The sequence below is a fragment of the Pseudomonas sp. RAC1 genome, from assembly GCF_030658255.1.
Lineage (GTDB): Bacteria > Pseudomonadota > Gammaproteobacteria > Pseudomonadales > Pseudomonadaceae > Aquipseudomonas > Aquipseudomonas boreofloridensis.
Map to the genome: position 1 here is coordinate 1 of NZ_JAUTXS020000038.1, position 26583 is coordinate 26583.

At 63.2% G+C, this 26583-nt stretch carries 27 protein-coding genes; 10 read left to right on the forward strand and 17 right to left on the reverse strand.

Translation table 11 applies throughout. The features are described 5' to 3' along the window. Nucleotides 1-156: 156 nt before the first annotated feature. The 5 genes from pcaQ to Q7C30_RS17375 all read left to right on the forward strand — a co-directional run bounded on the left by pcaQ (nt 157) and on the right by Q7C30_RS17375 (nt 3566). Entirely contained in the window at nt 157-1089 is a 933-nt protein-coding gene (pcaQ, locus tag Q7C30_RS17355) for a pca operon transcription factor PcaQ (RefSeq protein ID WP_317872232.1), read from the forward strand. 178 nt (nt 1090-1267) lie between these two features. Then, complete coding sequence (locus tag Q7C30_RS17360; protein WP_029611980.1) at nt 1268-2011, forward strand: FKBP-type peptidyl-prolyl cis-trans isomerase; 744 nt, start codon at nt 1268-1270, stop codon at nt 2009-2011. Between the two features lie 284 nt (nt 2012-2295). Beyond that, the gene (locus Q7C30_RS17365; RefSeq protein WP_029611979.1) at nt 2296-2736 is read left to right on the forward strand and encodes a YkvA family protein; all 441 of its coding nucleotides are present in this window, start codon (nt 2296-2298) and stop codon (nt 2734-2736) included. Nucleotides 2737-2832: 96 nt separating this feature from the next. Further along, the gene (locus Q7C30_RS17370) at nt 2833-3186 is read left to right on the forward strand and encodes a helix-turn-helix domain-containing protein (protein ID WP_317872233.1); all 354 of its coding nucleotides are present in this window, start codon (nt 2833-2835) and stop codon (nt 3184-3186) included. Then, nucleotides 3183-3566: a hypothetical protein gene (locus Q7C30_RS17375; protein ID WP_039579356.1), complete on the forward strand. Its 384-nt coding sequence runs from the start codon at nt 3183-3185 to the stop codon at nt 3564-3566. The genes Q7C30_RS17370 and Q7C30_RS17375 overlap by 4 nt, the downstream gene beginning before the upstream one ends. Nucleotides 3567-3584: 18 nt before the next feature. On the opposite strand, the gene Q7C30_RS17380 is transcribed toward Q7C30_RS17375, so the two are convergent. Continuing rightward, nucleotides 3585-5336 (reverse strand): bifunctional diguanylate cyclase/phosphodiesterase, encoded by a 1752-nt coding sequence (locus Q7C30_RS17380; RefSeq protein WP_295481087.1) that lies wholly within the window; start codon nt 5334-5336, stop codon nt 3585-3587. A gap of 117 nt (nt 5337-5453) precedes the next feature. Beyond that, on the reverse strand, nt 5454-7535 hold the full coding sequence (locus tag Q7C30_RS17385) for a carboxy terminal-processing peptidase (RefSeq protein ID WP_317872234.1): 2082 nt from the start codon (nt 7533-7535) through the stop codon (nt 5454-5456). A gap of 141 nt (nt 7536-7676) precedes the next feature. Between Q7C30_RS17385 and Q7C30_RS17390 the strand changes: the two genes are divergently transcribed. Next, nucleotides 7677-8645: an NAD(P)H-quinone oxidoreductase gene (locus tag Q7C30_RS17390; RefSeq protein ID WP_317872235.1), complete on the forward strand. Its 969-nt coding sequence runs from the start codon at nt 7677-7679 to the stop codon at nt 8643-8645. A gap of 56 nt (nt 8646-8701) precedes the next feature. On the opposite strand, the gene Q7C30_RS17395 is transcribed toward Q7C30_RS17390, so the two are convergent. Genes Q7C30_RS17395 through Q7C30_RS17420 form a run of 6 tightly spaced genes read right to left on the reverse strand, consistent with a single transcriptional unit; the run spans nt 8702 to nt 13903 of the window. Further along, entirely contained in the window at nt 8702-9355 is a 654-nt protein-coding gene (locus tag Q7C30_RS17395; protein WP_029611975.1) for an HAD family hydrolase, read from the reverse strand. A 12-nt stretch (nt 9356-9367) separates the two neighbouring features. Further along, on the reverse strand, nt 9368-10357 hold the full coding sequence (locus tag Q7C30_RS17400) for an ABC transporter ATP-binding protein (RefSeq protein WP_317872236.1): 990 nt from the start codon (nt 10355-10357) through the stop codon (nt 9368-9370). Further along, the gene (locus Q7C30_RS17405) at nt 10354-11151 is read right to left on the reverse strand and encodes an ABC transporter permease (protein ID WP_317872237.1); all 798 of its coding nucleotides are present in this window, start codon (nt 11149-11151) and stop codon (nt 10354-10356) included. Before Q7C30_RS17405 ends, Q7C30_RS17400 begins: the two co-directional genes overlap by 4 nt. After that, complete coding sequence (locus Q7C30_RS17410) at nt 11141-11980, reverse strand: ABC transporter permease subunit (RefSeq protein WP_317872238.1); 840 nt, start codon at nt 11978-11980, stop codon at nt 11141-11143. Before Q7C30_RS17410 ends, Q7C30_RS17405 begins: the two co-directional genes overlap by 11 nt. After that, on the reverse strand, nt 11977-12783 hold the full coding sequence (locus Q7C30_RS17415) for an alkaline phosphatase family protein (RefSeq protein ID WP_029611973.1): 807 nt from the start codon (nt 12781-12783) through the stop codon (nt 11977-11979). The genes Q7C30_RS17410 and Q7C30_RS17415 overlap by 4 nt, the downstream gene beginning before the upstream one ends. A 55-nt stretch (nt 12784-12838) precedes the next feature. Next, a complete protein-coding gene (locus Q7C30_RS17420) occupies nt 12839-13903 on the reverse strand; it encodes an extracellular solute-binding protein (protein WP_317872239.1) in 1065 nt (354 codons plus the stop codon). A gap of 348 nt (nt 13904-14251) precedes the next feature. Between Q7C30_RS17420 and Q7C30_RS17425 the strand changes: the two genes are divergently transcribed. Beyond that, entirely contained in the window at nt 14252-14965 is a 714-nt protein-coding gene (locus Q7C30_RS17425) for a UTRA domain-containing protein (RefSeq protein WP_116888732.1), read from the forward strand. 6 nt (nt 14966-14971) lie between these two features. Here Q7C30_RS17425 and Q7C30_RS17430 read toward each other — a convergent pair whose 3' ends face one another. The 7 genes from Q7C30_RS17430 to minC all read right to left on the reverse strand — a co-directional run bounded on the left by Q7C30_RS17430 (nt 14972) and on the right by minC (nt 21564). Next, the gene (locus tag Q7C30_RS17430) at nt 14972-17131 is read right to left on the reverse strand and encodes a mechanosensitive ion channel family protein (protein ID WP_317872240.1); all 2160 of its coding nucleotides are present in this window, start codon (nt 17129-17131) and stop codon (nt 14972-14974) included. Between the two features lie 44 nt (nt 17132-17175). After that, a complete protein-coding gene (locus Q7C30_RS17435) occupies nt 17176-17343 on the reverse strand; it encodes a hypothetical protein (RefSeq protein ID WP_162889552.1) in 168 nt (55 codons plus the stop codon). Between the two features lie 117 nt (nt 17344-17460). Then, entirely contained in the window at nt 17461-18750 is a 1290-nt protein-coding gene (locus Q7C30_RS17440; RefSeq protein ID WP_039579334.1) for a M18 family aminopeptidase, read from the reverse strand. Between the two features lie 125 nt (nt 18751-18875). Beyond that, nucleotides 18876-19511, reverse strand: a complete 636-nt coding sequence (locus tag Q7C30_RS17445) for an RluA family pseudouridine synthase (RefSeq protein WP_039579331.1) — start codon at nt 19509-19511, stop codon at nt 18876-18878. A 136-nt stretch (nt 19512-19647) separates the two neighbouring features. Further along, entirely contained in the window at nt 19648-19902 is a 255-nt protein-coding gene (gene minE / locus Q7C30_RS17450; RefSeq protein WP_021782476.1) for a cell division topological specificity factor MinE, read from the reverse strand. 3 nt (nt 19903-19905) lie between these two features. Next, nucleotides 19906-20718 carry a septum site-determining protein MinD gene (gene minD / locus Q7C30_RS17455; RefSeq protein ID WP_028634667.1) on the reverse strand — a complete coding sequence of 271 codons (813 nt, stop codon included), beginning with the start codon at nt 20716-20718 and terminating at the stop codon, nt 19906-19908. A gap of 93 nt (nt 20719-20811) precedes the next feature. After that, entirely contained in the window at nt 20812-21564 is a 753-nt protein-coding gene (minC, locus tag Q7C30_RS17460) for a septum site-determining protein MinC (protein WP_317872241.1), read from the reverse strand. Between the two features lie 111 nt (nt 21565-21675). Between minC and Q7C30_RS17465 the strand changes: the two genes are divergently transcribed. Further along, the gene (locus tag Q7C30_RS17465; RefSeq protein ID WP_317872242.1) at nt 21676-22611 is read left to right on the forward strand and encodes a lipid A biosynthesis lauroyl acyltransferase; all 936 of its coding nucleotides are present in this window, start codon (nt 21676-21678) and stop codon (nt 22609-22611) included. A 24-nt stretch (nt 22612-22635) separates the two neighbouring features. Continuing rightward, nucleotides 22636-23790 carry a patatin-like phospholipase family protein gene (locus tag Q7C30_RS17470; RefSeq protein WP_317872243.1) on the forward strand — a complete coding sequence of 385 codons (1155 nt, stop codon included), beginning with the start codon at nt 22636-22638 and terminating at the stop codon, nt 23788-23790. Between the two features lie 80 nt (nt 23791-23870). Here Q7C30_RS17470 and Q7C30_RS17475 read toward each other — a convergent pair whose 3' ends face one another. Together Q7C30_RS17475 and Q7C30_RS17480 are read right to left on the reverse strand one after the other, a co-directional pair. Beyond that, entirely contained in the window at nt 23871-24686 is an 816-nt protein-coding gene (locus Q7C30_RS17475) for a VacJ family lipoprotein (protein WP_029611966.1), read from the reverse strand. Continuing rightward, nucleotides 24679-25977: a serine/threonine protein kinase gene (locus Q7C30_RS17480; protein ID WP_029611965.1), complete on the reverse strand. Its 1299-nt coding sequence runs from the start codon at nt 25975-25977 to the stop codon at nt 24679-24681. Before Q7C30_RS17480 ends, Q7C30_RS17475 begins: the two co-directional genes overlap by 8 nt. Nucleotides 25978-26202: 225 nt before the next feature. Here Q7C30_RS17480 and Q7C30_RS17485 point away from each other — a divergent pair, with 225 nt between their 5' ends. After that, nucleotides 26203-26583 (forward strand): hypothetical protein, encoded by a 381-nt coding sequence (locus Q7C30_RS17485; protein WP_039579322.1) that lies wholly within the window; start codon nt 26203-26205, stop codon nt 26581-26583.

Genomic DNA, 26583 nt, shown 5'->3' on the forward strand with positions numbered 1-26583 from the left:
CTACGGGTTTGGGATAGAGGTACACCTTTTCGACTTTGCTGTCGGGTCGCATCATGGTGGACGGGCTCCAGAAGGAAATCGGGAGCGCAGCATCGGGCATCAGTTATCTGCTTGGAATGTGGGGTTCATGGAGCGGATACGGTTAAACTGCCGTGCATGAACCTCGATACCCGCATCAAATATCGCCACCTGCTGTGCTTCCTCGAAATCGCCCGCCAGGGCAGCCTGGCCCGTGCTGCCGATGTGCTGGCGATCAGTCAGCCGGCAACGTCCAAGACCCTCAAGGAGCTCGAGGACCTGCTCGAGGCCCGACTGTTCCAGCGCAATCGCCAGGGCGTGGAGCTGACAGCGGCCGGGGTACGCTTCATGCGTCACGCCGGGCCGAGTGTGCAAGCGCTGCGCGAAGGCATCGGCAGCGTCCGTGGCCAGGCACGCATGCCCTCTCGGTTGCGCATCGGTGTGCTGTCGACGGTCGAGGGGTTGTTGATGCCGGAGGTGTTGTGCCGTCTGCACCGGCGACACGAGGCGCTGGTGATTGATGTGGTCACCGGTGCCAGTGCTCAGTTGCTGGGGCAATTGCACTTGGGCGAACTGGAACTGGTGGTGGGGCGCATGACGGACAGCCCGCAGATCCAGGGGCTGTCGTTCGAGCACCTGTACAGCGAGTCCATGAGCCTGGTGGTGCGTCCCGGCCACCCCTTGCTGGCGCGCCAGATGCTGGACAGGGCAGGGGTGGGTAATTGTCCGCTGGTGCTGCCGCCCACCGGCACGACGATCCGCCAGCATGCCGACAGCCTGTTCGTGCAGTGCGCTATCGACCTGCCGCCGCAGCGTCTGGAAACCCTGTCGCTGGCCTTGAGCCGGCGCTACGTGCTGGGCAGCGATGCGGTCTGGGTGGCGCCGCGCGATGCGGTACTGATCGATCTGCGCCGTGGCGAACTGGTGGAGCTCGACCTGGGCCTGCGCGAACCGGGCGGCTCGGTGGGTATCTGCCGCAACGCCGCCATGACGCAGAGCTCGCTGGCGCAATCATTATGCGAAGCGTTGCGCGAAGTAGCGGGTGAGTATCGCGAGGGTCGCTATCCCTGAAGCGTGGGTTTCCCAACCTGCTCGAGGCTGCATCTGGCCGATGCAGATGAAGATCCTGACATCCAGGAACTTCCCACCGCAAACCCGCTCCTATGCCGGTAGCCATTGGTCATGGCCGCCTGCTAAGCTCGCGGCCTTTACCCCGATTGCCCTTATGGCGCATGAACAAGGAAATAGCATGAAACAGCATCGTTTGGCGGCTGCGGTTGCCCTGGTAGGCCTGGTCCTGGCTGGCTGCGACGCTCAGACCAGCAACGTCGAGCTGAAGACCCCAGCGCAGAAAGCCTCTTACGGCATCGGCCTGAACATGGGCAAGAGCCTGGCGCAGGAAGGCATGGATGACCTGGACTCCAAAGCCGTGGCCCTGGGTATCGAAGATGCGGTTGCCAAGAAAGACCCTCGCCTGAAGGATGAAGAACTGGTCGAAGCCTTCACTGCCCTGCAGAAGCGCGCTGAAGATCGCCTGGCCAAGGCCAGCGAGGAAGCGGTTGCCAATGGCAAGAAGTTCCTTGAGGAAAACGCCAAGAAGCCAGGCGTGGTCACCACCGCCTCGGGCTTGCAGTACGAAGTGATCAAGAAGGCCGATGGCCCTCAACCCAAGCCGACCGATGTGGTCACCGTCCACTACGAAGGCAAGCTGATCGACGGCAAGGTCTTCGACAGCTCCGTCGAGCGTGGCAGCCCTATCGATCTGCCGGTCAGCGGCGTCATTCCTGGCTGGGTCGAAGGCCTGCAACTGATGCACGTCGGTGAGAAGTACAAACTTTACATTCCGGCTGACCTGGCCTACGGCGCGCAGAGCCCAAGCCCGCTGATCCCGGCGAACTCGGTACTGGTCTTCGACCTCGAACTGCTGGGTATCAAGGACCCGAGCAAACTCGACGCCGAGCCGGCTGCACCGGCCGAGGCACCTGCCAAGTAAACTGGCACCGGTTGTCTCTGGACGCCCCGTTTCGACGGGGCGTCTTCGTTTTCGGCGCCTGCCCGAAGCGAACACCCTGGCGGACACACTGTCTGACCTAGCATGTGCCTTGCCATGGCAGGCTGACGTGAAAACGCCACTTACCTGAAACAGTTGTGTAAAAAACGCCCGATCCAAGCGCGACCCTTGCCCCGTGGGCGTGCGACGCGCTTGAGAGGCGCCCTGTTCACAAGGTTATCCACAATAAATGTGGATAACCTTTCTGCTCCAGCATTGGAGGCTTCATGCGCGCACCTTGGAATTTCGCCCGGTTCATGCCACTGGCCGAGCGCCTGCTCAGCCGCGGCCGTCTGCCCGCATTGTTGTTTGCCGTGGCGCGCAAAGGACCAAAGCTGGGCCATTTGCGCGAGGATCTGCGGCTGATGCAAGGGCTGTGTCTGGCGTGGTGGCGGGGCGAGTACCGTGCGGTGAGCCCCAAGGCACTGGTGACCATCGTCGCTGGCCTGCTCTATTTCGTCAGCCCGCTGGATGCGATTCCCGATTGGATCGTGGGGGTGGGGTTTCTCGATGATATCGCCGTGCTGGGCTGGGTGATGAAGACGGTGGCCGATGAACTCGCCCGCTTCAAGGCCTGGCGCGACAGCCAGTCGCCTGAGCGTCTGCGTGTGGTCGAGCGCCTGCCTGATACCCCTGAAGCCCTGCGCCTGGAGCGTACGCGCAACTGAATCGGTGCGAAATGCACAGATCTCAGCGCTTAGGTCATATAATTGACAGATTGGCATAAGGGTTATGCCGAGCAATTACATGCCTAAGGGGGTTGTATGGGTATTCAGGTCATCAGTCGAGACGGTCAGCCCGAGTATGCGGTCATTCCCTGGGCTGACTATCAAGCGCTGCGCGAGGCGGCTGGCCAGGCCCCCATTGCAGCCGATGAGCCCGCCCGTGCAGCCTGCCCACCTCCTGATACCGCGCAAAGCGCCAGCCTGCCCAGCCTGGTTGAGCTGGCGCAGTTGCGTCAGGCCAAGGACCTTGCGCCTGAACAACTGGCGCGCAGTGTCGGTATCAGTCCGTCTTATCTGGCCATGATCGAGTCGGGTGAGCGCGTGCCGGACGCGGCGATTCAGCGCAGCCTGGCTTGGCACCTGGGCATCGCTGGCTGGAGCGAGCCGTCATGAGTCAGGTCAGGATCAGCCGCCAGCAGTGGCAGAACCTGCTGGCCGAGCTCGACCTGGCCCGACGACAACGTCACCTGCTCACCTACCGGGCGCTGCTCGAACGCTTGCAGTTGCCCAGCCCAGCCATGCAGACCCTGACCGCCGCGCTTGAGTACCTGGCGCTGCTCGATGCTCGTGCCGAGCAACCGCTGCGCAGCTCGTTGGTCATCAGTCAGGGGGCCAGCCGCCTACCGCGCACCGGTTTCTTCGAATGTGTAGAGCGTCTGGGACGGTTTTCCGGACCGGTCGACGGCATGGAAGCCGCGTCCTGGCATGCGTCTGAAGTGGTGCGAGTGTTCGAGTTCAGCTATCCCGAAACAACCGCCACGCAGCGGGATTGATCGTCCTGCGGACTGCTGCTATCCGCCGGTGTCGATCAAGCTGAGACTGGGGCCAGCCGTGTCCTTGGCTTGCCGCTTGGCCTGAGAAGCCAGGTCGGCCAGCTGCGCCGCATCCAGCCCCTCGCAACGCTCCGGGCGCAGCCACACCACGCCGATCGACAGCGACAGCAAGGCGAAGGTCTCACGTTGCCCCTGGCGGTTATGGGCGATGAAGCAGCCCGCCTGCAGATGCTCATTGCGGTAGAAGCGCTTGCATTCGCCTAGAAAACGCTCGATCAGGTGCTCCAGGCGGGGGCGCCAATCGGGGGTGCCGAGCACCAGCATGAAATCGTCGCCGCCAATGTGGCCGACGAAATCCTGATTCGGGTCGACGCAGTCGCTCAGGCACTGTGCCAGGCACAACAGCACCTCATCTCCGCGTGCGTAGCCATAGATGTCGTTGAAGGGCTTGAAGCTGTCGATGTCCACGTAGCACACCGCCGCCGCTCGTTGTTGCTCCAGCAAGCGTGCAAGGCACTGCTGGATCGGCACGTTGCCCGGTAGCAGGGTGAGTGGATTGGCATAACGCGCCTGCTGGATTTTCTGTTCAGTGATCAACTTGAGCACATCGATGACCCGGCCCAGGCCCTGATACCGACCGCCCTGGGTAATGATGAAGTCTTCTTCGATGCGCTGGCGGGCGCGGCTGGTCAGCAGGCGACTGACCTGTTGCAACGATTGGCTGCGCTCGACGGCGAGGAAGTCCTCGCTCATCAGCCGGCTGATCGGCTTGCGCGCGAACAAGTCGGTCGCGAAAGGCTTGAGCAGTACATCGGCCAGCGAGTGGCGGTGCACGATCCCGCGTGGCTGACCGTGAGCATCCAGCACTGCCAGGGAGTTGAGGTTGGCCTGGCGGCGGAAGGCTTCAAGCACCTGTTGGGTCGGTGTATCGAGGGCCACAGCGGGCTGAGCGATCAGTAATGCCACCAGGTCGGTGCTTTCCTCGCCTACCACCAGCGCGTCTTGCTGACGTTGCGGCAACAGGCCCTGCGCATCGCGAGGAGGAAATTCCTGTGGACGGCCCAGCAGGTAACCTTGCAGCAGATCGACGCCCATTTCGGCGAGTACCGTCAGCTCTTCTGCCAACTCGATGCCCTCGGCGATCACCTGGGCGCGCGACGCCCGGGCAATCTGCAGAATGGAGCCGACGAACTCGCGCTTGAGCGGGTCCTGGTGGATGCCATCGATGAAGTGACGATCGATCTTCACGTAGTCCGGTCGTAATTCCGACCACAGGCGCAGGCTGGAGTAGCCAGCGCCCAGATCGTCCAAGGCGATGGAAAAGCCCATGTCGCGATAGTGGTGCAGGGCGTTGAACAGCAATTGAAAGTCTTCAGTGGGCGTTTGCTCGGTCAGCTCGATCACCACTTGGCTCGGATGCAGGCCAACCTGTTCGAGCATTTCCAAGGTGCGCCCGGAGGGGTGATGCGGTTCGAGCAGCGATTCGGGAGAGACGTTCAGAAACAGCTTGCCTTCCAGGCCCAGCTCGCTGAATCGGCGGCAGGCGTTCTTCCGGCACAACACCTCCAGCTCGCTCAGGCGCCCGGCCTGGCGGGCGATGGCGAATAGATTCAGGGGCGAGTGCAGCGGGCTGTTGGACGGGCCGCGACTGAGCGCCTCATAGCCGAGCACGCGTCGCTCCGAGAGGCAGATGATCGGCTGGAACAGGCTGTGGATACTGCGTTGAGCCAGGATGGCGCTCAAGGCACTGAGCTGTTCGGTGACGGTCATGGAGGGCTTCCTGAAAATGAAAGGGCCGGACGTCTGTGACGTCCGGCCCTACCATTTCACGACAGCGCGATGACTGTTTGATGACAGATCAGGTCAATCTGCCATCAGTGCCATCATTCATTTTTTCGCCACTTGAGCGCTCAGCCGCAGATAGTCGAGCAGGATGCGTCCGGTTTCTGCTAGGTAGGCGTCGTCTTCTGGCTTGGAGTCGTCCTTCTCCTCTGGAAGGGCGTCTTCATCGACCTTCTTCAGTTCCTTGAGCGGCTCTTCGCCCTTTGCCTTGCGCCGGGCGTTTTCCAACGCCAGTTGCTTGGCTTCGATGGCATCATGCTGAGCACGGCGGTCCTGCTCATTGAGGCTGACGGTCTTCTCGTTCATCAACTGCTGTGTCAGCGCCAGGCGATCGCGGATGTAGGTGAACTCGGCGTCCTTGACGCTACGCGCGTCGTGCTGGGCCTTGAGCTGGGCCAGGAACGGTTTGAACGGATCGGCCGCCGGCTTGACCACAGGGCGGATGGTGTCCCACGGCATGGCCTCGGGCAGGGCGCTCTCGCCGATTTCCTTGGTGTCGATGACCGACGGGTAATCGATGTCCGGCAAGACGCCCTGGTGTTGGGTGCTCTGGCCGGAAACCCGATAGAACTTGGCCAGGGTCAGCTTGAGCTCGCCATGATTGAGCGGCTGGATAGTCTGCACGGTGCCCTTGCCGAAGGTCTGACCACCGATGATCAGCGCCCGGTGGTAGTCCTGCATGGCACCGGCGAAAATCTCCGAAGCCGAGGCCGAGAGACGGTTGACCAGCAGCGCCAGCGGGCCTTTGTAGAAGGCACCGGGATTTTCGTCCTCGAGAACGTCGACTCGGCCATCGCTATTGCGCACCAGCACGGTCGGACCTTTGTCGATGAACAGACTGGTCAGTTCGGTGGCCTCCTGCAACGAGCCGCCGCCGTTGTTGCGCAGGTCGATGACCACACCGTCGACCTTTTCCTTCTGCAATTCGGTCAACAGCTTCTTCACGTCGCGCGTGGTGCTCTTGTAGTTCGGATCACCGGCGCGATAGGCCTTGAAGTCGAGGTAGAACGCCGGGATCTCGATGATGCCAAGCTTGTAGTCGCGGCCATCCTGCTTGAGCTTGAGCACCGACTTCTTCGCGGCCTGCTCTTCGAGCTTGACCGCTTCGCGGGTGATCGAGACGATCTTGGTGGTCTGGTCGTTCGGCGCGTTGCTCGCCGGAATGATCTCCAGGCGCACCACCGAGCCTTTCGGTCCACGGATCAGCTTGACCACTTCGTCCAGGCGCCAGCCGACCACATCGACCATTTCCTTGTTGCCCTGGGCCACGCCGATGATCTTGTCGGCAGGGGCAACCTGCTTGGTCTTGGCAGCGGGGCCGGCCGGCACCAGGCGCACGATCTTGACCTGGTCGTTGTCGCTCTGCAGCACCGCGCCGATGCCTTCGAGCGACAGGCTCATGTTGATGTCGAAGTTCTCGGCGCTGTCGGGCGACAGGTAATTGGTGTGCGGGTCGTAGGACTGGGCGAAGGTGTTGATGTAGGCTTGGAAGATATCCTCGGCGCGGGTCTGGTCCAGACGCGCGAGCTGATTCTTGTAGCGCTTGATCAGGGTTTCCTGGATCTGCTTCAGGTCCTTGCCCGCCAGTTTCTGACGCAGCACTTCGTCTTTGACGCGTTTGCGCCACAGGTCGTCCAGCTCGGCCTCGGACTTGGGCCACGGGGCGTCCTTGCGGTCGACCAGCAGGTCTTCCTTGACGGTGAAGTCGATCTTGTCGACGCCCTTGTCCAGCATGGCCAGGGCGTAGTCCAGTCGCGCCTTCACCCGGTCAAGGTAGCGCTTGTAGATGGTGAAGCCAGGGTCCAGGTTGCCGTTCTTGAGGAAGTCGTCGAACTGCGTCTTCCACTTGTCGAACTCGGCGATGTCACTGGCCATGAAGTAGCTGCGCGAGGGATCGAGCAGCTTGATGTAACTGTCGTAGATGATGACCGAACGGGCATCGTCCAGCGGTGGCTTGCTGTAGTGGTGGCGCTTGAGCAGCTCGACCACGTTGAGACTGGCGACGACTTCGTCACGGTCCGGCTGCAGGCTGTCCCATTTGTTGGCGGCGGCCGCATTGCCACCGAGCGTGAGGCTGCCCAGGCCGATGACCAGGGCGAGTGCGGAGCTGGGGAGGAAATGCTTCATGCTGATTCGACGTGGGGGCAATTGATCACGCATAGTAGGCCGTCTTTTCCTTTCACCGGTTCCATGAAACCGGCTCGATACTGCAAAAAACCCGGGATGCGATGAGCCCGGGTCCAGTCATGACTCAACTATGGAGGCACTGTGAAGGCATTGCAAGGCGTTGACGGGCATGTAGCCTGGGTCCAGGCGCAGCGTCCCGTGTGTGATGCGGGGCAGGTACGCATTCGTGTTGCGGCGGCAGGGTTGAACCGCGCCGATGTGCTGCAAAAGGCCGGGCACTACCCGCCGCCCCCAGGTGCGAGTCCGTATATGGGGCTTGAGTGCGCTGGGGTGATCGAGGAGATCGGTGCCGGTGCTGGCGCTGACTGGCGCGTGGGCGACCGCGTGTGTGCGCTGCTTGCCAGTGGTGCCATGGCCGAGGAAGTGGTGGTCGACGCACGCCATGTCCTGCCGGTGCCCGAGGGCCTGAGCCTGCACGAAGCGGCGGCAATCCCCGAAGTGTATGCCACGGCCTGGCTGAACATCTTCCAGCTCGGCGCGTTGAAGGCGGGCGAGAAAGTGCTGGTGCATGCTGGCGCCAGCGGCGTCGGCTCGGCGGCGATCCAATTGTGCAAGGCGTTCGGCAGCCCCGTGTGGGTTAGCGTAGGGTCGCAGGACCGTCTGGATTACTGCCAGGCGCTGGGTGCTGCGGGCGGTGTGGTGCGTAACCAGAACCTTGATGCGCTCGAAGCCCTGGGGCCTTTCGATGTGGTGCTCGATCCGGTCGGTGCCAGCTACGGCACGCTCAATCTCAAGGTGTTGGCGCGCGACGGGCGCTGGGTGATCATCGGCCTGATGGGCGGACGTCAAGTCGAGATGGACCTGGCGCAGGTGCTGGGCAAACGCCTGCAGATCACCGGTTCGACCCTGCGCAATCGCGACGATGCGTTCAAGGGCGAGTTGCTGCGCGAGTTGCGTCAGCAGGTCTGGCCACTGTTCAGCGAAGGGCGACTGTCGCCGCAATTGGTCGATACCTATCCGGTCGAGTTCGCCGAGGCGGCCTACCAGGCGCTTGAAGGCAATCAGGTGTCGGGCAAATTGGTGATGGTGATCGATCCGACGCTGGTCTGAGACTCACGCTGGCCCAGGCTTGGGTCTGCACCGCAGCCCCAAGTCCAGGCACCCGCTCATGCCCAGTTCAGCACCGGCCAGCCCTTGGCCTCGGCCTGCTTGCGCAGTTCCGTATCGGGGTTCACCGCATACGGGTGATCGACTTTCAGCAGCAGCGGTAGATCGTTCCTGGAGTCGGAATAGAAGCTGGCGCCTTCCAGATTCTCCTGTTCCTGGTCCAGCCACTCCAGCAAGCGTGTGATCTTGCCTTCACGGTAGGTCAGCACCCCATGGGTGCGCCCGGTATACACGCCGTTGACGGCCTCCAGCTCGATGGCCAGAAACTCATCGACGCCCAATCGCGCGGCGATCGGCCCAACCAGATGGGTGCCAGACGCAGAAATGATCAGGATGCGATCGCCATTGTGGCGGTGTTCGGCGATGCAGCGGCAGGCGTCGCCATAAATGATCGGTTCGATCACGTCCTCGACCCACGGCTCCACCAAGTGTTCGACTTCCTCCAGCGTGCGCCCGGCGATCGGCTCCAGGCTGAACGCCATGTAGTCCTCCATCTGCAACTGACCCTTGCCATAGGCGTCCATCAACTCACGGTCGCGGCGCAGGAAGGCCTCGCCATCGACCCAGCCCAGCCTGGCCATCTGCGCGCTCCATAACGACGCGCAATCGCCATGGATCAGGGTCTCGTCCAGATCGAAAATTGCCAATGCCATGCCTGAATCTCCTTAAGCCACTTCACGTAGTGCGGCGGGATCGAACGACAGCGTCACTCGCTGGCCGTCGGCATAGAGGTCGGCGGATGAGCGATTGAGTACGTCCACCACGACCTCCACGCCGCGTGCCTCGACACGATAACGGATCACGTTGCCCAATAGGCTGTGACTGCGGATCTGGCCGTCCAGTTCGCCCTCCAGCCCCAGGCTGATCGATTCCGGGCGAATGGCCAGGCGCGAGCCGATCGGACGTTGCAGCAGACGGCTGGCGCTGTCGGCATCGAGCAGGTTGTAGTTGCCGATGAAGCCGGCCGCGAACAGGTCCACCGGGGCCGTGTACAGGGTTTCGGCGTCGCCGCTCTGGACGATGCGCCCCTGGTTCATCAGGACGATGCGATCCGACAAGGTCAGCGCTTCTTCCTGGTCGTGGGTGACGAACAGCGTGGTCAGGCCCAGCTCGCGCTGGATGGCCCGGATCTGCTCACGCAGGTGCTTGCGGATGCGTGCGTCCAGCGCCGACAACGGCTCATCGAGCAGCAACAGACGTGGACGGGTGACCAGTGAGCGGGCCAGCGCCACACGTTGGCACTGGCCGCCGGAGAGCTGGTGCGGATAACGACCGGCGAAGGTGGTCAGTTCCACCAGCTCGAGGGCCTCGCGCACACGCACCTGGCGCTCCTCGGCCTTGACCTTCTGCATGCGTAGCCCGAAGGCCACGTTCTGTTCGACGGTCATGTTGGGGAATAGCGCGTAGCTCTGAAACACCATGCCGATACCACGCTTCTGCGGACTCAGCGGCACGATGTCCTGGCCGTCGAGCAGGATACGTCCGCCATCGACCGGGGTCAGCCCGGCGATGCAGCGCAGCAGGGTGGATTTACCACAGCCCGAAGGACCGAGCAGGGTGACGAACTCGCCATGCTCGACCGTGCAATCGATGTTCTCGAACACTGTGCTGCCGGCATAGCGCTTGTGCAGTTGCTGGACGCTGACGAAGCTCATCGGGCTTTATCCTTGTTCAAACGGTTGGCGACCCAGGTCAGGACCAGGACGAAGGCAAAGTAGGAGATCACCAGGGCGCTGTTGTAGTGACCGCTGCTGTTGCGCATGTTGTTCAGGTACACCTGCAGGGTTTCGTAGCGAGTGCCGACCAGCAGGTTGGCGAACACGAACTCACCGAACAGGAAGGAGAACGACAGCAGCAGGGCTACCAACAGGCCTTTGCGCAGGTTTGGCAGCACCACCGTCAGGGCCGCGCGCAGTGGGCTGGCACCGAGCAGTTGTGCGGCGTCCATCAAGTCGCGCAGGTTGATCGCCTGCAGGTTGTTGGTGATGGCCCGGTACATGAAGGGCAGCGCGATGGTGAAATAGCAACCGATGAGAATCCACGGGGTGCCGACCATGGCCATCGGCCCGCTGCCGTACAGTTGCAGCAGCCCGACCGAAGACACCACCGGCGGAACTGCGAAGGGCAGCAGGATCAGGATGTTCATCAGCGCGTCGAGCCTGGGAAAGTGGTAATGCACCACGAACAGCAGGGGCAGGATCAGCACGACCGACAGCACCAGCGCACCGATACAGACCAGCAGCGATTGGCCGAACGCGGCGAGAAAGCGCGGCTCACTCCACAGCTGCACATACCACTTCAAGGTCAGCCCGCTGGGCAGTAGCGTGGCCGACCAACTGGTGGCCAGCGAGTAGAGCAGGGTGCCGGCCAGCGGCAGCAGCAGGATCAGGAACAGCAGGTAGACCACCGTGCGGTGGTACCAGCCGCCATGGGGGGTATCAACGCGCATGGTAGCTCCTTTTCAGCAGCCATTGATGGACCATCGTGACCAGGGTCATGAGCCCCACCAGCACCATGGCCAGGGCGCTGCCCAAGTTGGGATCGAGAGTGATGTCGCCAGCGACCAGCGCAGCGATACGAATCGGCAGCACATTGAAGTTGCCGGTGGTCAAGGCGTAGACCGTGGCGTAGGCGCCCAGCGCATTGGCCAGCAGGATCACGAACGTGCCCAGCAGCGCCGGGGTGAGAACCGGCAGGCCGATGTGCCGCCAGAACTGCCAGTGGCTGGCACCCAGCAGGGCGGCCGACTCGCGCCAGTCTTCACGCAAGGCGTCGAAGGCTGGGTAGAGCAGCAGCACCCCCAGCGGGATCTGGAAGTAGGTGTAGACGATGATCAGGCCGGTGCTGGAGTAGATGCTGAAATCGTCCAGCAGGCCGACCTCCTTGAGCGCCAGGGTCAAGGCGCCGTTGAAGCCGAGCAGGATGATGAAGGCGAAGGCCAGGGGCACGCCGGCGAAGTTGCTGGTCATGTTGGCGAAGGCGCTGACGAAATCGCGCAGGCGCGAATCGACCTGGCGCAGGGAGTAGGCGCCGAGGGTGGCGATGACGATACCGAACAGGCTCGACCAGAAGCTGATCTGCAGGCTGCGTTCGATGGCCTGGAGGTAGAACTTGGAAGTGAAGATCTTGCTGAAATTCTCCAGGCCCCATCCGCCTTCGCCTTGCAGGCTGGCAATCGCCACCCAGACCAGCGGGGCGATCTGGAAGACGATGAAGAACACGGCGAAGGGTAACAGGCAGAGCAGGGCCAGGTAGCGGCCGCGGTGGTTGGCATTCACTTGAGCAACTCCCGACACAACGGTTTGTCATGGGCCGCGCCGAGCAGCTCGCAGAGCGTGCCACACAGTTCGGTCTGCAGGGGCTGGGCGGCGGGATCGAGGCTGAAGGCGTCACCGAAGACGAACAGCGGCACCTCGCGCTCCTCGGGCAGCAGGCCATTGTGCGAGCGGTCGTTGTTCATGCCGTGATCGGCGGTGACCAGCACCTGGTAGCCCTCGGCGAGCCATTGCGGCAGGTAGTCGGCCAGCAGCACATCGGCGCTTCTCGCCGCATTGCGGTAGTGGCTGCTGTCCAGGCCATGTCGGTGACCGGCGTCGTCGATGTTCATCGGATGCACCAGCAGGAAATTCGGTGCGTGCCGGCGGCGCAGGTATTCGGCATCGGTCAGCAGATGAGAGTCGGGGTAATGGTCGGCGTAATAGAACAGCCCATGCTGGATCGGCAGTTCCGGCGCCTCGGTGTGACGGTCTCGCACGGGCTCGAAGGGAGAACGGTTATACAGTTCGCTGACCCAGTGGTAGGCCGCCGCCGCGGTCCTGAGGCCCGCTTGGCGCGCGTAATGAAACACGCTGAGCTGGTTGGACAGACGGCTGACCTGGTTGTGCACGATACCGCTGTCGATCGGCGCGACACCGGTGAGAATGCACTCGTACAGTGGTCGGGACAGTGAAGGCAGCTCGCATTTCAAGCGATACAGCGCGGCGCGGTCGGCTTCGACGTAGGCATGCAGGTGGCCCATGGCATGGTGCGCGACGTGGTAATTGAGGCCGTCGAGCAGGACCAGGATGACGTTGTGGCTCACTTCAGTACTCCGCACAGGAACGGGGAGGGCGATGCCCTCCCTGTCGGGCTCAGCCTCACTTCATCTCGATGATGACCTGCTCCTGCCACTTCTGCGGCAGGGCCTTGGAGGTCTTCTCCCAGGCTTCGGCGTTCTCGATGGGTTTGGCAGCCTTGTACTGCTCGTTGGGCAGCAGCTTGGCCTGCACGTCCTCCGGAAGCTTCAAATGCTCGGCACGGATCGGGCGGGCATTGCCCTTGGCGAGGTTGATCTGGCCGGCGTCGCTGAAGATGTACTCACGCGCCAGTTTGGCGGCGTTGGGGTGCTTGGCGTACTTGTTGATGATCGTGGTGTAGCCGGAGATCACCGAGCCGTCCTGCGGAATCAGCACCTCGAAGCGCTTGGGGTCGATCTGCTCGCGGTAGCTCAGGCCGTTGAAGTCCCACACCACACCGACTTCGACTTCGCCCTTCTCCAGGGTCTGGATGGTCGGGTTGGCCAGCGACAGGCGCCCTTGCTGGGCGAGCTTGGTGAACAGTTGCAAGCCTGGCTCGATGTTGGATTCGTTACCTTTGAAGGCGATGGCCGCCGCCAGCACGCCATTGGCGGCCTGTGCAGCCGTGCCGACGTCACCGATGGCGACCTTGTACTTGCCCTTCTCAAGATCTTTCCAGGTCTTGGGCCGTTCCTCTTCCTTGACCAGATCCTTGTTGATGATGAAGGCGATGGTGCCGGTATAGGCCAGGGCCCAGTGACCGTCCTTGTCCTTGGCCCATTCCGGCACCTGATCCCACGTGCTCGGTTTGTAGGGTTGGGTCACGCCCTTGGCCGCCGCGATGGGGCCGAAGGCGGCGCCGACGTCGCCGATATCGGCGCTGGCGTTGTCTTTCTCGGCGTCGAACTTGGCGATTTCCTGCGCTGAGCTCATGTCGGTGTCGCTGTGCTTGAGGCCGTACTTGCTGGCTAGATCATCCCAGGTGCCTTTCCAGTTGGCCCAGGCATCGGGCATGCCCACGCTGTTGACCTTGCCTTCCTTGCGGGCGGCCTCTTCCAGGCTGTTGAGGTCGGTATCGGCGGCCATGGCCGTGGTGCACAGGGCGATGGCCGAGCCCAGCAGTGACGCCATGAAGAACTTTTTCATCCGAAGCTCCTAGGGTGGGGTGCCTTGCAATCGTGGTGATGGACCTTGTTGTGTCTGCGGTTGATGCAGGCCTTGCTGCACAGGGTTGGTCTAGGTCAGCAAACCTTGCGCCAAGGTAGGCGGCGTGCATGACAGTTTGATGTAGGCGGGATCGGCTTTCCCTGGGTAACAAGGCCTGAATGCCAAGCGTAGACCACAACCCGGCCCTGGATTGACGGGCCCCTGACAGGTTCAGGGGGCGCTGGGCGACGGGCTTGTCACAGGATGTTCACGCGCGCTGCCTACGCTGACAGCCAACGCCCACCTGCCCTTTGTTGGGGCTGGTCTAGTCCAGATAGGTAACTTTCGATGCAGTCGACCCCCGCGCGGGCGGTAACAGCTATCTGCCATGCCTTGCAGGAGCAAATCGAGCATGGCCTGCTTGTGCCGGGTGGCAAGCTGCCGGCCGAGCGCAAGCTCAGCGATGTATTCGCCACCACCCGCATCACCTTGCGCGAGGCGCTGGTGCAACTCGAAGCCCAGGGATTGATTTATCGCGAGGAGCGCCGCGGCTGGTTCGTCGCGCCCGAGCGCCTGACCTACGACCTGATCGAGCGCAGCCATTTCCATGCCATGGTGTTGCAGCAGGGACGGGCTCCGGGCACCGAGCTGCTCTCGGCGCGTCTGCAGCCGGCGTCGGCCAGCATCTGCGCGCGCTTGCGTCTGCCAGCGCTGTCAAGCGTGGTGCGCATCTGTCGCTTGCGGCGCATCGACGGTCGGGGCGTGCTCTACGCCGAGCACTACCTGAATCCGCATCACTTCCCCGGAATACTCGAACGTGACCTGGGGCAGTCGCTCACCGAGATCTACGCCCGCGACTACGGCATTCGTTACGGCCAGGTGTGCTTCGAAATACTGCCGACCGCACTGCCGCCGGAGGCCGCCACGGCGCTGCGGGTATCCACGGGAAGTCCTGGTCTGCACATCACCCGGGTCAACAGCGATCAGCATGGGCACCTGATCGACTGTGACCTGGAGTACTGGCGGCATGACGCGATCCGTATTCGCGCCGAGGCCGGCTGATCCGGCCTAGCTGGAGGCCCCGGCACCCGCCTCAGCCATCGCCCCGCCGCCCGCCGTCACCACCTGCACCGACAGCCGCGGCGTTGCCAGGTCCAGTCCGGCCTCGTCGAGTTGGCGCTTGAGCGCCAGGTTGAACGCCCGCGACACCTCCCACTGTTTGATCGGCGCGGTCTTGAAGCGTGCACGCAGGATCGCCGAGCCGGACTCGAAGCTCTCCACGCCTTGCAGCTCCAGCGGCGACCAGATGTTGCGGCGCATCAGCGGATCGCTGCGCAGCTTCTGGCCAACTTCGCGGATCAGGGTGATGGCCTGGTCGATGTTCATGCTGTGTGGAATGGCCACGCGGAAGATCGCGTAGCCGAACTCGCGCGAGTAGTTCTTGATGCTCTTGATTTCACTGAACGGGATGGTGTGCACGATGCCGTCGATGTCGCGCAGGCGCACGGTGCGGATGGTCAGGCCTTCGACGGTGCCCAGGTGACCCCCGACATCCACGTAGTCGTCGATGGCCAGGCTGTCTTCGATGATGATGAACAAGCCGGTGATCAAGTCCGCCACCAGCGACTGGGCACCGAAACCGATGGCCAGGCCGATGACACCGGCACCGGCCAGCAGTGGCGTGACGTTCATGCCCATGTTGGCCAGCGCGACGATCAGCGCGATGATGAAAATGGCCACGAACAGCACGTTGCGAATCAGCGGCATCATGGTTTGCGCGCGGGCGTTGGCCAAGCCGCGGCGCGAGCGGATGAGGGCGTGGTGCACCGCGGTATCGGCCAGGATCCATACCAGCCAGGCGGCGATCAAGGTACCGGCCAGGCCCATCAGGCGCACGCTGACGTCATGGCCGTCACCCTCGGCGAAGCTGATCATCGACAAGCCCCACACGCGCAAGCCCAGCTCGATGAACAGCAGCCAGATGAACAGGTGCGCCAACGCGTAGCCGAAGTTCTTCAGGCGCTCGGCATACACCGCCTGGCGCTTATGGACGTTCTGCGGTTTGGCGGCGTGGCGGCGCACCAGGCCGTTGAGCACCATGCACACCACCACCAGCACCGTGCACATCAGTGACTGGCGCAGGGCGGTGCTGGTGTCGCCGGCGGAGACGAAGGTGGCGAACAACGAAATGGCCACCAGAATCAGCGCCGGAATGAACCAGAAACTGCCCAGCAGCTCGATGGTGTCGCTCAGGGTACGGCGGGTCAGGCGCCGCGATAGCGGCTGGTTGCGGATCAGGTGGGCGATCGGGCGGCGGAAGCGCAGGATGAACAACCCGGTGCACAGCGCGGCCAGGACGTTGGTGACCGTGGCAATGGCGTGAGCCAGGTGAGTGCCCAGGGCGGTGGTCAGGCGCGGATCGCTCATGGCCTCGCCGAAGGCGGCGAAGCTGCCGATCAGCCACAGTGGGCGGAACGCCTGGTGACGCAGGATATGCAGGGCGCGGTGGCGATGCGGGCCGTCGAGCAGCGAGAAGGCGATCACACAGATGGCCGAGAAACAGGTGCCGATCACCAGCGCGTAGGCCAGTACCATGGCCAGGGATTTGCCCAGCGAAGGCGGCAGGGCGAAGCTCAGGTACACCGTAAAGATCAGCGCCACCAGCCAGGGGCCGAGTTTGCGCAGGGCAAAGCGCACCAGGTCCCAGGTGCGCGGATGCTGGGGCAGTTCTTCAGTCAGGCCGAAACGGATGCGCACGCGGTGGCCGATCCAGTTGAATGCATAGGCCAGCAGGCTCCACACGGCGATGACCGCCGCGAAGCCGAAGAGAATGGCGGGCCACTGGTGCACCGGCACCACCAGATCGGCCAGTTCGACCTTGGCTTGCTCCAGTTCCTGCGACCAGCGCACGAAGGGACTGGCGTCGCCGCTGAACTGCTGCTCGAAGTCGTGCAGCGCCCCGCCGATCAGGCCCAGCACGCCCTGCTCGACGCTCGGTTGCGTCTGTTTGCTGGCGTCGCGCAGCTTTTTCAGATCGGCCAGCAGCTTGGTGCGCTGCTGGTCGTTTTCGAGGTTCTTGATCACCTCGTCGAGCGACTTGCTCAACGGCTCGGTGGCTTGGGGCTGCGCGGGCGTGCTGGAGCTCAGCAGGCCGGGCAGGCCTGCGGCCTGTACCGGGACGACGACGATCAACAACAGCAGGGCAAGGCAACGCAGAAAGGCTGGCACCGGGAAATCTACCTCAGGTCAAACGATGGGCCGAGTGTAGAGGTTTATGCCGGGAGTTTCTCCAGGATCGTCCAGCAGGTGACGGCAAAGATGCCCAGCGTGCCGATCCACATCATCACCACGCCGATGTTGCGCTGGCGCAGGCTGAAACCCACGGTCAGCAGCAACAGGAACAGGAAGACGGGCAGGAACAACGAAAGGAAAGGCGACATGAACAGAATCCTTCTGTCTGGAAGTGTCGGTAATCGAGCCGGGAGCGGCGTTTGCCTTCACCGGCATGCCCGCTCCCAGAGCCCGATACTACACCCTGCCTGGCCGCGTGTCGGCGATCAGGGCAGTTCCCGGCTGCGGTAGAACGCCGTCAGCACTTTGACCAGATGCGCCAGGTCCTGGCTACCGCACAGTTCGCGGATCGAATGCATGGCGAAGGTCGGCAGGCCGATGTCGACGGTGCGCACGCCCAAATGGCTGGCGGTGATGGGACCGATGGTCGAGCCGCAGCCCATGTCGCTGCGCACCACGAAGCTCTGTACGGGCACTTCCTCGGCCATGCACAGGTGGCGGAAGAAACCGGCGGTCTCGCTGTTGGTGGCGTAGCGCTGGTTGCTGTTGACCTTGATCACCGGGCCGGCGTTGAGCTTGGGGCCATGGTTGCCGTCGTGCTTGTCGGCGTAGTTCGGGTGCACGCCATGGGCGTTGTCGGCCGACACCAGCAGCGAGCGCTGGATGCTGCGCACATACTCGTCGCCGTCCGGCAGCAGGCGCTGCAGGGTCTGCTCGAGCATCGGTCCGTCGGCACCGCAGGCCGAGCAGGAACCGATTTCCTCGTGGTCGGTGCACACCAGCACGCAGGTTTCGTCGCTGTCGGCTTCGAGCAGTGCCTGCAGGCCGGCGTAGCACGACAGCAGGTTATCCAGGCGGGCGCCGGCGATGAAGTCGCCGTGCAGCCCGATGACCGCCGCGTCCTGGGTGTCGTAGAAGCTCAGCTCGTAATCGAGCACCACATCGGCGATCAGGCCATGCTCACGGGCCAGTTGTTCGGTGAGCAGTGCGCGGAAATCGACACGCTCGTCGCCGGCCACCTGGGCCAGGATCGGCGGGAGTTCGTTCTGCGCATTGATCGCCCAGCCGTCATTGGCCCCCCGGTTGAGGTGGATGGCCAGGTTGGGAATGATGGCGATCGGCAGCTTGAAGTCCACCAGTTGGCTCTCCACCCTGCCGTCGCGGCGGAAGGTGACCCGGCCGGCCAGCGACAGGTCGCGGTCGAACCAGGGCGCGAGCAGGGCGCCGCCATAGACTTCCACGCCCAATTGCAGGAATCCGTGGCGCTGCAGCTCCGGCTGCGGCTTGACCCGCAGGCACGGGCTGTCGGTGTGCGCGCCGACCAGGCGCATGCCGCCGATCAGCGGTGAGTGCTTGCCCCGGCGCACGGCGATGATCGAGGAGTCGTTGCGGGTCACGTAATAGCGCCCGCCCGGCACCGTGTCCCAACTGTCACGCTCGTCCAGGCGCTGATAGCCCGCGGCGTCAAGGCGCTTGGCCAGGCTGGCGGTGGCGTGGAAGGGCGTAGGGGAGGCCTTGAGAAAGTCGATCAGGCCGGTGTTCAGTGCTTCACGCATAACTCACTCCAAATTCGAGCTTCAAGCGGCAAGCTGCAAGCTTCAAGCAAAGATGGTCGGCGGGGCAAGCGGTCTGCCGAGGTGCCGGCATTTTTTCTTGACGCTTGCCGCCCGCCACTGGCCGCTCAGAACGGCGCAGGGCACTCGAACTTCAACCGCTGGCCGGACACCGGATGGGTGAAGCTGAGCATCGAGGCGTGCAGGCACAGGCGGTCGTGAGCGGCCAGGGCCTCGGGATTGGCGTACAGCCGATCGCCCAGCAACGGATGGCCGATGGAAAGCATGTGCACCCGCAACTGGTGCGAGCGGCCCGTGATCGGCGTCAGTTCCACGCGGCAGTGGTCGGCGTGGCGTTCCAGCACGCGCCAGAACGTCAGGGCATGCTTGCCCTGTTCATGATCGACCACGTGACGTGGCTTGGTCGGCGGATCGTAACGCAGCGGCAGGTCGATGCTGCCGCTGTCCAAGGCCGGCTGACCCCAGCACAGTGCGGTGTAGGCTTTTTCGGTTTCGCGGTCATGGAACTGGCGCGACAGCTCGCGGTGGCTGTCCGCATCACGGGCCAGCAGGATGATGCCGGAGGTTTCCCAGTCCAGGCGATGAACGATCAGCGCCTCGGGATAGCCGTTTTCCTGGAGGCGGGTGATCAGGCAGTCCTTGTTGTCTTCGGCGCGGCCTGGCACCGACAGCAGCAGGGTCGGTTTGTTGATCACCAGAATGGAAGCATCCTGATGCAGGATGTGGATGTTCGACAGCGGCATTGCGGGGTCTCTGTACAAAGCAGCGGGGCTGCCTGCGGCCCATCGCGCAAAGCCTTCGCCCCTGCCGATGCTCTGGCCAAAGGCGCGGACCCCTCCCGCGATGGGCTGCAACGCAGCCCCGATGTGCTAGACCGGATCAGCGATCCGGCAGGGTGATGTTCAGCTCGAGGATCGAGCAACTGCCCTGGTTCTCCAGCTCGATGTGCACGTCGTCGTTACCGATGTTCACATACTTGCGGATTACTTCCAGCAGTTCCTTCTGCAGCGCCGGCAGGTAGTCCGGTTCGCTGCGTTGGCCGCGCTCATGCGCCACGATGATCTGTAGACGCTCTTTCGCTACCGACGCGCTGCTCTGTTTCTGTCTGCCACGAAAGAAGTCAAAAAGGTTCATGGTTTATTTGCTCCCGAAAATGCGCTCGAAGAATCCCTTCTTCTGTACGTCGATGAAGCGCATCGGCTTCTCTTTGCCCAGCAGGCGGTCGACGGCGTCGCTGTAGGCCTGACCGGCATCGCTCTGGTCGTCGAGGATGACCGGGATGCCCTGGTTGGAGGCCTTGAGCACCGCCTGGGATTCGGGAATCACGCCCTTGAGCTTGATCGACAGGATCTCTTCGACGTCGGCCACGCTCAGCATCTCGCCCTTGACCACGCGCTCGGGGTGGTAGCGGGTGATCAGCAGGTGTTCCTTGATCGGCTCTTCACCGTTCTCGGAACGGCGCGACTTGCTCGACAGGATGCCTAGCATGCGGTCCGAGTCACGGACCGAGGAAACCTCGGGGTTGGTCACGACGATGGCCTCATCGGCGAAGTACATCGCCAGGTGTGCGCCTTTCTCGATACCGGCCGGGGAGTCGCAGATCACGTACTCGAACTGCTCCTTGAGCTCCATCAGGACTTTTTCCACGCCTTCCTGGGTGAGCGCGTCCTTGTCACGGGTCTGGCTGGCGGCCAGCACGTACAGGTTCTCCAGGCGTTTGTCCTTGATCAGGGCCTGCTGCAGGTTGGCTTCGCCGTTGACCACGTTGACGAAGTCATACACCACGCGGCGCTCACAGCCCATGATCAGGTCGAGGTTACGCAGACCGACGTCGAAGTCGACGATCACCGTCTTGTGGCCACGCAGTGCGAGGCCGGTACCGATGGCGGCGCTGGTGGTGGTCTTGCCCACACCCCCTTTGCCGGAAGTAACCACGAGAATCTTGGCCAAGGTGTTTCACCCCTAAATAAATGGGACCCTAAGTCCCAGCAAATGCAAAAAAGGCAACGGGAAAAGTTGCGCTTAAAATGGCGGCAGTATCCGTTAAAGACGGGTGATGTTCAACACGTCGCCGACCAGGCTCACCTGCACGCCCGAACCCCACAGCGGATCGCGGCGCAGGTCCTCGCAGACCTTGTACTGACCGGCGATGGAGACCATTTCGGCGGTCATCTGCTGGCAGAAGATCCTGGCGCGGGTATTACCTTTGATACCGGCCAATGCGCGGCCACGCATGGCGCCGTAGACATGGATGTTGCCATCGGCGAGAAGTTCCGCACCCGGGCTGACCGAAGCGGTCACCACCAGATCGCCGCCTTGTGCGTAGATCTGCTGTCCACCGCGCACGGGGCTGGTGATGATGCGCGTGGGGCGCACCTCCGGTTCGGCAGGCGGCGCGGGAGCGGGCTCTGGCTTCTTCACTTCCGGTTCCGGCTCCAATGGCCGTTCACGGGCCCCGGAGGGCGGCAGCACCGGCAGGTCGATGGCAATCGCGGCGGCGATATCCTCGATGCGGCTGGCACGAATGGCCAAGGTGCGCAGGCCGTGGTGACGGCAGATGCGCATCAGTCCGGGCAGGTCGATGGCGCCTTCGTCGGCTGGCAGCTTGTCCAGCGCCAGGACCAGCGGTGTGTTGCTGAAGAAATTGGGGGCCTGCGCGACCTTCGCCGCCAATTGGCGGTCGAGGGCCTGGAGGTCGTTGCGCGCCAGTTCCAGCACTGTGATGGCGAGCATGCTGCCCTTGAGCTGGAACACGTTGGCGGAGTCGGGTGTCTGGTTGAGGCTCATGGTCTGCATAGACGACTTGTAACGGAAAAAGTGCCCTGACTTATAGCGATAAGACCGATTGGCCGCAACCTGCGGCCAAAGGTTGTAGAATGCCGGGCCTTTGTCTTACCGGAAGCTTCAATGGATCGTCCGCGGTTTCGTCCCTATTTCCTTCACCCACGTTTCTGGGCCCTGTGGTTGGGCCTTGGCCTGCTGTGGCTGGTGGTGCAGTTGCCGTATCGAGCCCTGCTGGGGCTGGGCAGCCTGTTGGGCGCGGTGATGTACCGCGTGGCCGGCGAGCGCCGGCGCATCGCGGCGCGCAATTTGGAGCTGTGCTTTCCAGCGCTGTCCAGCGACGAACGGCGACAGCTGTTGAAAGACAATTTCGCTTCCACGGGCATCGCCTTCTTCGAGATGGCCATGAGTTGGTGGTGGCCCAAAGAAAGACTGGCGCGGCTGGCCCATATCGAAGGGCTCGAGCATCTGCAGGCGGCCCAGCAGGACGGGCAGGGCGCCATCCTCATGGCGGTGCACTTCACCACGCTGGAGATCGGCGCGGCGCTGCTGGGCCAAGCCCACACCATCGATGGCATGTACCGCGAGCACGGCAACCCGGTGTTCGACTTCATTCAGCGCAGCGGTCGCGAGCGGCACAACCTTGATTCCCTGGCGGTCGAGCGCGAAGACGTACGCGGCATGCTCAAGCTGCTGCGCAGTGGGCGGGCGATCTGGTATGCGCCGGACCAGGACTACGGCACCAAGCAAAGCCTGTTCGTGCCGCTGTTCGGCATCCCCGCTGCCACCGTTACCGCCACCACCAAGTTCGCCCGGCTGGGTAAGGCACGGGTGATCCCCTTCACTCAGAAGCGCCTGGAAGATGGCAGCGGCTATCGGTTGGTGGTGCATCCGCCGCTGGAGGACTTCCCAGGCGAGACCGAAGAGGCCGACTGCCTGCGCATCAACCAGTGGGTCGAGTCCGTGTTACGTGACTGCCCGCAGCAGTACTTGTGGGCCCATCGGCGCTTCAAGTCGCGTCCCGAAGGCGCCCCGCGCTTGTACGAGAAAAAGAAACGCTGACTCCCGATAACCAGGAAGGTATCCATGGCCGCACCTCCCGTCACCGGGCTGATCCTTTCAGGCGGCGGCGCCCGCGCCGCTTATCAGGTCGGCGTGCTGGCCGGTATCGCCGAACTGCTGCCGGTGGGTGCGGCCAATCCCTTCCCGGTCATCGTCGGCACCTCGGCCGGGGCTATCAACGCCGTGACCTTGGCCAGCGGGGCCACGCATTTCGGCGATTCGGTGCAGCGCCTGACCCGCTTCTGGCAACACTTTCGCAGTCATCTGGTGCTGCGCAGCGACTGGCCCGGGGTCATCCGCCAGGCCAGTCGCTTCATTGGCCACGGCCTGCTCGGCCTGGGCCGGCAAAGCCCCGTGGCGCTGCTCGACAGCAGTCCCCTGCGTACGCTGCTGCGCGCGCATCTGGATCTGGACGGTATCGGTCGCGCCCTCGACAGCGAGCAATTGCGTGCAGTAGCGATTACCGCCTTCGGTTACCAGTCGGGCCAGGCGGTGACCTTCTACCAGGGTCGTGGCGCCATCGAGCCGTGGCTGCGGCATCGGCGTATTGGCGTGCCCACGGCCCTGAGCGTCGAGCACCTGCTGGCCAGTTCGGCGATCCCGTTACTGTTCGCGCCGGTGCGCCTGGGCGATGAGTACTACGGAGATGGCGCTGTGCGTCAGTCGGCGCCGATCAGCCCGGCGCTGCATCTGGGGGCCAGCCGCGTCCTGGTGGTGGGCGTCAGCGGTAACCCTCAGCGCCCGGTGTCGCCGGTGCAGCGCGCGCGGGTGTTCAGTGGTCGACAGCCGAGCCTGGCGCAAATTGGCGCGCACCTGCTCAACAGCACCTTCATCGATAGTCTGGAAGACGACATCGAGCTGCTGCAGCGACTCAATCACCTGAGTCATCTGATACCGAGCCATGTGGAGGGCCGGCATCTGGGGCTGGCGCCCATCGAGGTATTGGTGGTGGCGCCCAGCCAGCCGCTGGACGAGATAGCCGCGCGTCACCGACGGGAACTGCCTGCCGCATTGCGCCTGTTCCTACGCGGGTCTGGGGCGACCAAAACCAGTGGTGCCGGGGTGCTCAGCTACCTGTTGTTCGAGGCCAGCTACTGCAGTGAATTGATCGAGCTTGGACGCAGCGATGCCTTGGCCAAGCGGCGCGAGCTGTCGCAATTTCTGGGTTTGCCGGGCTGAGGGGGTAGCGGGTCGAATCTTGGAGAGCGACGCCACCCCTGTGGTGAGCGGGGGTGGGTCGCTGGGAGGCGGCAGCCGATCTACTCGGCAATTTGCAGCTTGCGTGCCTGGGTATAGACGTAGCGGACCTTCTCGTACTCGAACGGCGAGTTGGTCTGTCCATAACGGAAGTTGGTGGAGTAGCGTCGGTCGATCGCTTTGAGCAAAGTGATTTCCGGGTGATCGCTGCTGGTTTCGGCCACGTCGAGGAAGTTCGCCTCACGCTCTCCCACGTAATCCACCACCAGGCCCGTTGTATCGCGCAAGTTCGAAGGCCCGAAGATCGGCAGCATGAGGTACGGCCCTTCAGGGACGCCGTAGAAGCCCAGGGTCTGGCCGAAGTCCTCGCTCTGGCGCGGCAGCCCCATCTTGGTCGCCGGATCCCACAGCCCGCCCACACCGATCAAGGTGTTGAACATCAGCCGCGCAGTGATTTCCGCCGAGCGCTTGCCCTTGAGTTGCAGCAGGCTGTTGAACAGGTTCGGTACATCGCCCAGGTTGTTGAAGAAGTTGCTTACGCCGGTACGTACGAACTGCGGCGTCACGTAGCGGTAGCCGTCGACGGCTGGAATGAACACCCATTGGTCGAAGCGGTAGTTGAAGTGATAGATGCGCCGGTTCATCGACTCCAGTGGGTCGTAGACGTTGAGCGCGGCCAAGGTGGAGCGCTCGAATTCGCGCTGGTCGAGGCCAGGGTTGAATTTCAGCTCGCGCATCGGGTCGAGGAAGCCGTCCGACTCCACGGTCGGCGCGGCCGTCACGTCAGCCTCGATGACGCTGGTGCGCGGGGCGGTTTCAGCCGCCAGGGCGCTGGTGCTGATGAGCAGGGCGAGGGCAAGTACGAGTCTGTCAGCCACGGAAGAACTCCAGCATGTCTTTGGCGTTGACACGGTAGTTGAGGTTGCCGCAATGGCCGCCGTGTGGGTAGAGGGTCAGGCGATCGCCGAACACCTTGCGCAGGAAGCCGATGTCGCCGGGGCCGAGAATGACGTCGTCGGCGTTGTGCATCACGGCGATCTTGGGGCTATCGCGCAGATAGTCGGTCAGGGCGTAGAGGCTGACTTGGTCGATCAATTGCAGCAGGTTGTTGCCGTCAGTGCGCGCTCGCCACATGGGAATGACCTGTTCGGTCAGGTAGCAATCGAAGTCGCACTGCAAGGCGCGCTTGAAGAACGGCGTCAGGCTGGTGCTTTCGGTGATTGGAAACTTCGGAGGAATGATCAGGCCGCGGCGGTTGATCAGGTCTGAGGTGAAGGCGATGTCGGCGGCGGAAAAGCGGAACGAGGTGCCGATCAGCATGGCCATCTGTTCGTTGGACAGGTGCTCGCGCGACTGCTGGAAGTCGTACAGCAGGGCGTCATTGAGGTCGACGAAGCCCTTGTCCTGGAAGTAGCGGGTGAGCTTTTCCAGCATCAGTTCATAGAAGGTGGTGCTGCGGTCGATGCCTTTGACCTGGGTCTGCACCATCTTGTCGAGGTTGTTGATCGAGGTATACAGGTTCACCGGCGGGTTGAGCAGCAGCACGCGCTTGAAATTGAAGCTGCGACGGGTTTCGTCCAGGTGGCTGACGAACGCAGCGTCCAGCGCACCGAGGCTGTAGCCGGTGAGATAGAAGTCGCTGATCGGCAGGCGCGGATGTTGGGCGCGCACGGCCTGCATGACCCGGTACAGGTCTTCGGCATCCTCGCGGCTGACGCCGGGGGTGGCGAAGCGCGAGGCGGCGCTCATGAAGTCCCAACTGGTCGGCGAGGACAGCTGCACCACGTGGTAGCCGTCCTGGTAGAACAGTTTCTTGAGGTATTCGTTGATGGTGCTGCTGTAGGGCGCGCCGGTGCCGGCGATGATGAACACCAGCGGCGCCTTGTGATCCTGACGCGCCAGGCGGTAGCGCAGCTTCTTCACCGGCCAGAAGTTGTCCGGCAGCGTGAATTCGCGCTCAGGGCGCAGCGTCAGGCTGTAGTCGGATTGGTCGATGTCGTCATCGCTTGGCAGCGTCGGACGTTGGTCCGGCGGTGTCGTGGCGATGGTCGCTTCGAACGGGTTGGTCAGCGGATAGCCGTAGGTGGCCGGATCTATGTCCCGCGCGGAAGCAGCCGCAGCCAGGAGCAGGCCGCACAGCAGGGCGACGAGGCGCAACGGTCGAAGCATGGAGAGTCCCCCAGGAGACGGCAAAGGCAGTGTGGAGCTAGGACCATCAGGATGATGGCAAAGTTGCTTGGCGCGCGATCGTTTATGGTGGCTGATGTTGCCGTGAAAGTGGCTGGCGCGGCAATGGTCGTCGTTGTGATCCTGAGCCGGTGAGGGTATTGCATCTTGCGCCGTGGTTCTGGGGGATTATCCTGAGCGCCGATGACATTTTTCCCGGAGCCTTGCATGAGTCGTTCGCTGCCTGTGATTGCCCTGTTGCTGCTGCTGCCGTTATGGCTGGCGGCCAGCTACGGCGTGCGCTACGGCTTGATGGAGGACAGCCAGTGGGTGGGCCTGTGCAGCGTGCCGGCCGCGCACTGGCAATGCCAGGTGCGCTCGATGCTGGGGTTGTGGATTCACTTCCAGTGGATCGGCTGGCTGGGGCTGGGGCTGGCGCTGCTCAGCCAGGTATTGCGCGGGCGCGCAGGCTGGTGGTTGGCCGTGCTGGCGCTGCTGGCCGGGCTGTCGGCCTTGGTGCTGTACACGGCCAGCCTGGCCGTGTTCGCCGTGGTGCTGGCAGGGCTGCGCCTGGTGCGCGATGCCGGCACGCGAAATCGCGCCGGCTGA

What these genes read in the sequence shown, in the direction of transcription:
- pcaQ (WP_317872232.1), top strand. Translation starts at nt 157, where the DNA reads ATGAACCTCGATACCCGCATCAAATATCGCCACCTGCTGTGCTTCCTC.
- Q7C30_RS17360 (WP_029611980.1), top strand. Translation starts at nt 1,268, where the DNA reads ATGAAACAGCATCGTTTGGCGGCTGCGGTTGCCCTGGTAGGCCTGGTC.
- Q7C30_RS17365 (WP_029611979.1), top strand. Translation starts at nt 2,296, where the DNA reads ATGCGCGCACCTTGGAATTTCGCCCGGTTCATGCCACTGGCCGAGCGC.
- Q7C30_RS17370 (WP_317872233.1), top strand. Translation starts at nt 2,833, where the DNA reads ATGGGTATTCAGGTCATCAGTCGAGACGGTCAGCCCGAGTATGCGGTC.
- Q7C30_RS17375 (WP_039579356.1), top strand. Translation starts at nt 3,183, where the DNA reads ATGAGTCAGGTCAGGATCAGCCGCCAGCAGTGGCAGAACCTGCTGGCC.
- Q7C30_RS17380 (WP_295481087.1), bottom strand. Translation starts at nt 5,336, where the DNA reads ATGACCGTCACCGAACAGCTCAGTGCCTTGAGCGCCATCCTGGCTCAA.
- Q7C30_RS17385 (WP_317872234.1), bottom strand. Translation starts at nt 7,535, where the DNA reads ATGAAGCATTTCCTCCCCAGCTCCGCACTCGCCCTGGTCATCGGCCTG.
- Q7C30_RS17395 (WP_029611975.1), bottom strand. Translation starts at nt 9,355, where the DNA reads ATGGCATTGGCAATTTTCGATCTGGACGAGACCCTGATCCATGGCGAT.
- Q7C30_RS17400 (WP_317872236.1), bottom strand. Translation starts at nt 10,357, where the DNA reads ATGAGCTTCGTCAGCGTCCAGCAACTGCACAAGCGCTATGCCGGCAGC.
- Q7C30_RS17405 (WP_317872237.1), bottom strand. Translation starts at nt 11,151, where the DNA reads ATGCGCGTTGATACCCCCCATGGCGGCTGGTACCACCGCACGGTGGTC.
- Q7C30_RS17420 (WP_317872239.1), bottom strand. Translation starts at nt 13,903, where the DNA reads ATGAAAAAGTTCTTCATGGCGTCACTGCTGGGCTCGGCCATCGCCCTG.
- Q7C30_RS17425 (WP_116888732.1), top strand. Translation starts at nt 14,252, where the DNA reads ATGCAGTCGACCCCCGCGCGGGCGGTAACAGCTATCTGCCATGCCTTG.
- Q7C30_RS17435 (WP_162889552.1), bottom strand. Translation starts at nt 17,343, where the DNA reads ATGTCGCCTTTCCTTTCGTTGTTCCTGCCCGTCTTCCTGTTCCTGTTG.
- Q7C30_RS17440 (WP_039579334.1), bottom strand. Translation starts at nt 18,750, where the DNA reads ATGCGTGAAGCACTGAACACCGGCCTGATCGACTTTCTCAAGGCCTCC.
- Q7C30_RS17445 (WP_039579331.1), bottom strand. Translation starts at nt 19,511, where the DNA reads ATGCCGCTGTCGAACATCCACATCCTGCATCAGGATGCTTCCATTCTG.
- minE (WP_021782476.1), bottom strand. Translation starts at nt 19,902, where the DNA reads ATGAACCTTTTTGACTTCTTTCGTGGCAGACAGAAACAGAGCAGCGCG.
- minC (WP_317872241.1), bottom strand. Translation starts at nt 21,564, where the DNA reads ATGCAGACCATGAGCCTCAACCAGACACCCGACTCCGCCAACGTGTTC.
- Q7C30_RS17465 (WP_317872242.1), top strand. Translation starts at nt 21,676, where the DNA reads ATGGATCGTCCGCGGTTTCGTCCCTATTTCCTTCACCCACGTTTCTGG.
- Q7C30_RS17470 (WP_317872243.1), top strand. Translation starts at nt 22,636, where the DNA reads ATGGCCGCACCTCCCGTCACCGGGCTGATCCTTTCAGGCGGCGGCGCC.
- Q7C30_RS17480 (WP_029611965.1), bottom strand. Translation starts at nt 25,977, where the DNA reads ATGCTTCGACCGTTGCGCCTCGTCGCCCTGCTGTGCGGCCTGCTCCTG.
- Q7C30_RS17485 (WP_039579322.1), top strand. Translation starts at nt 26,203, where the DNA reads ATGAGTCGTTCGCTGCCTGTGATTGCCCTGTTGCTGCTGCTGCCGTTA.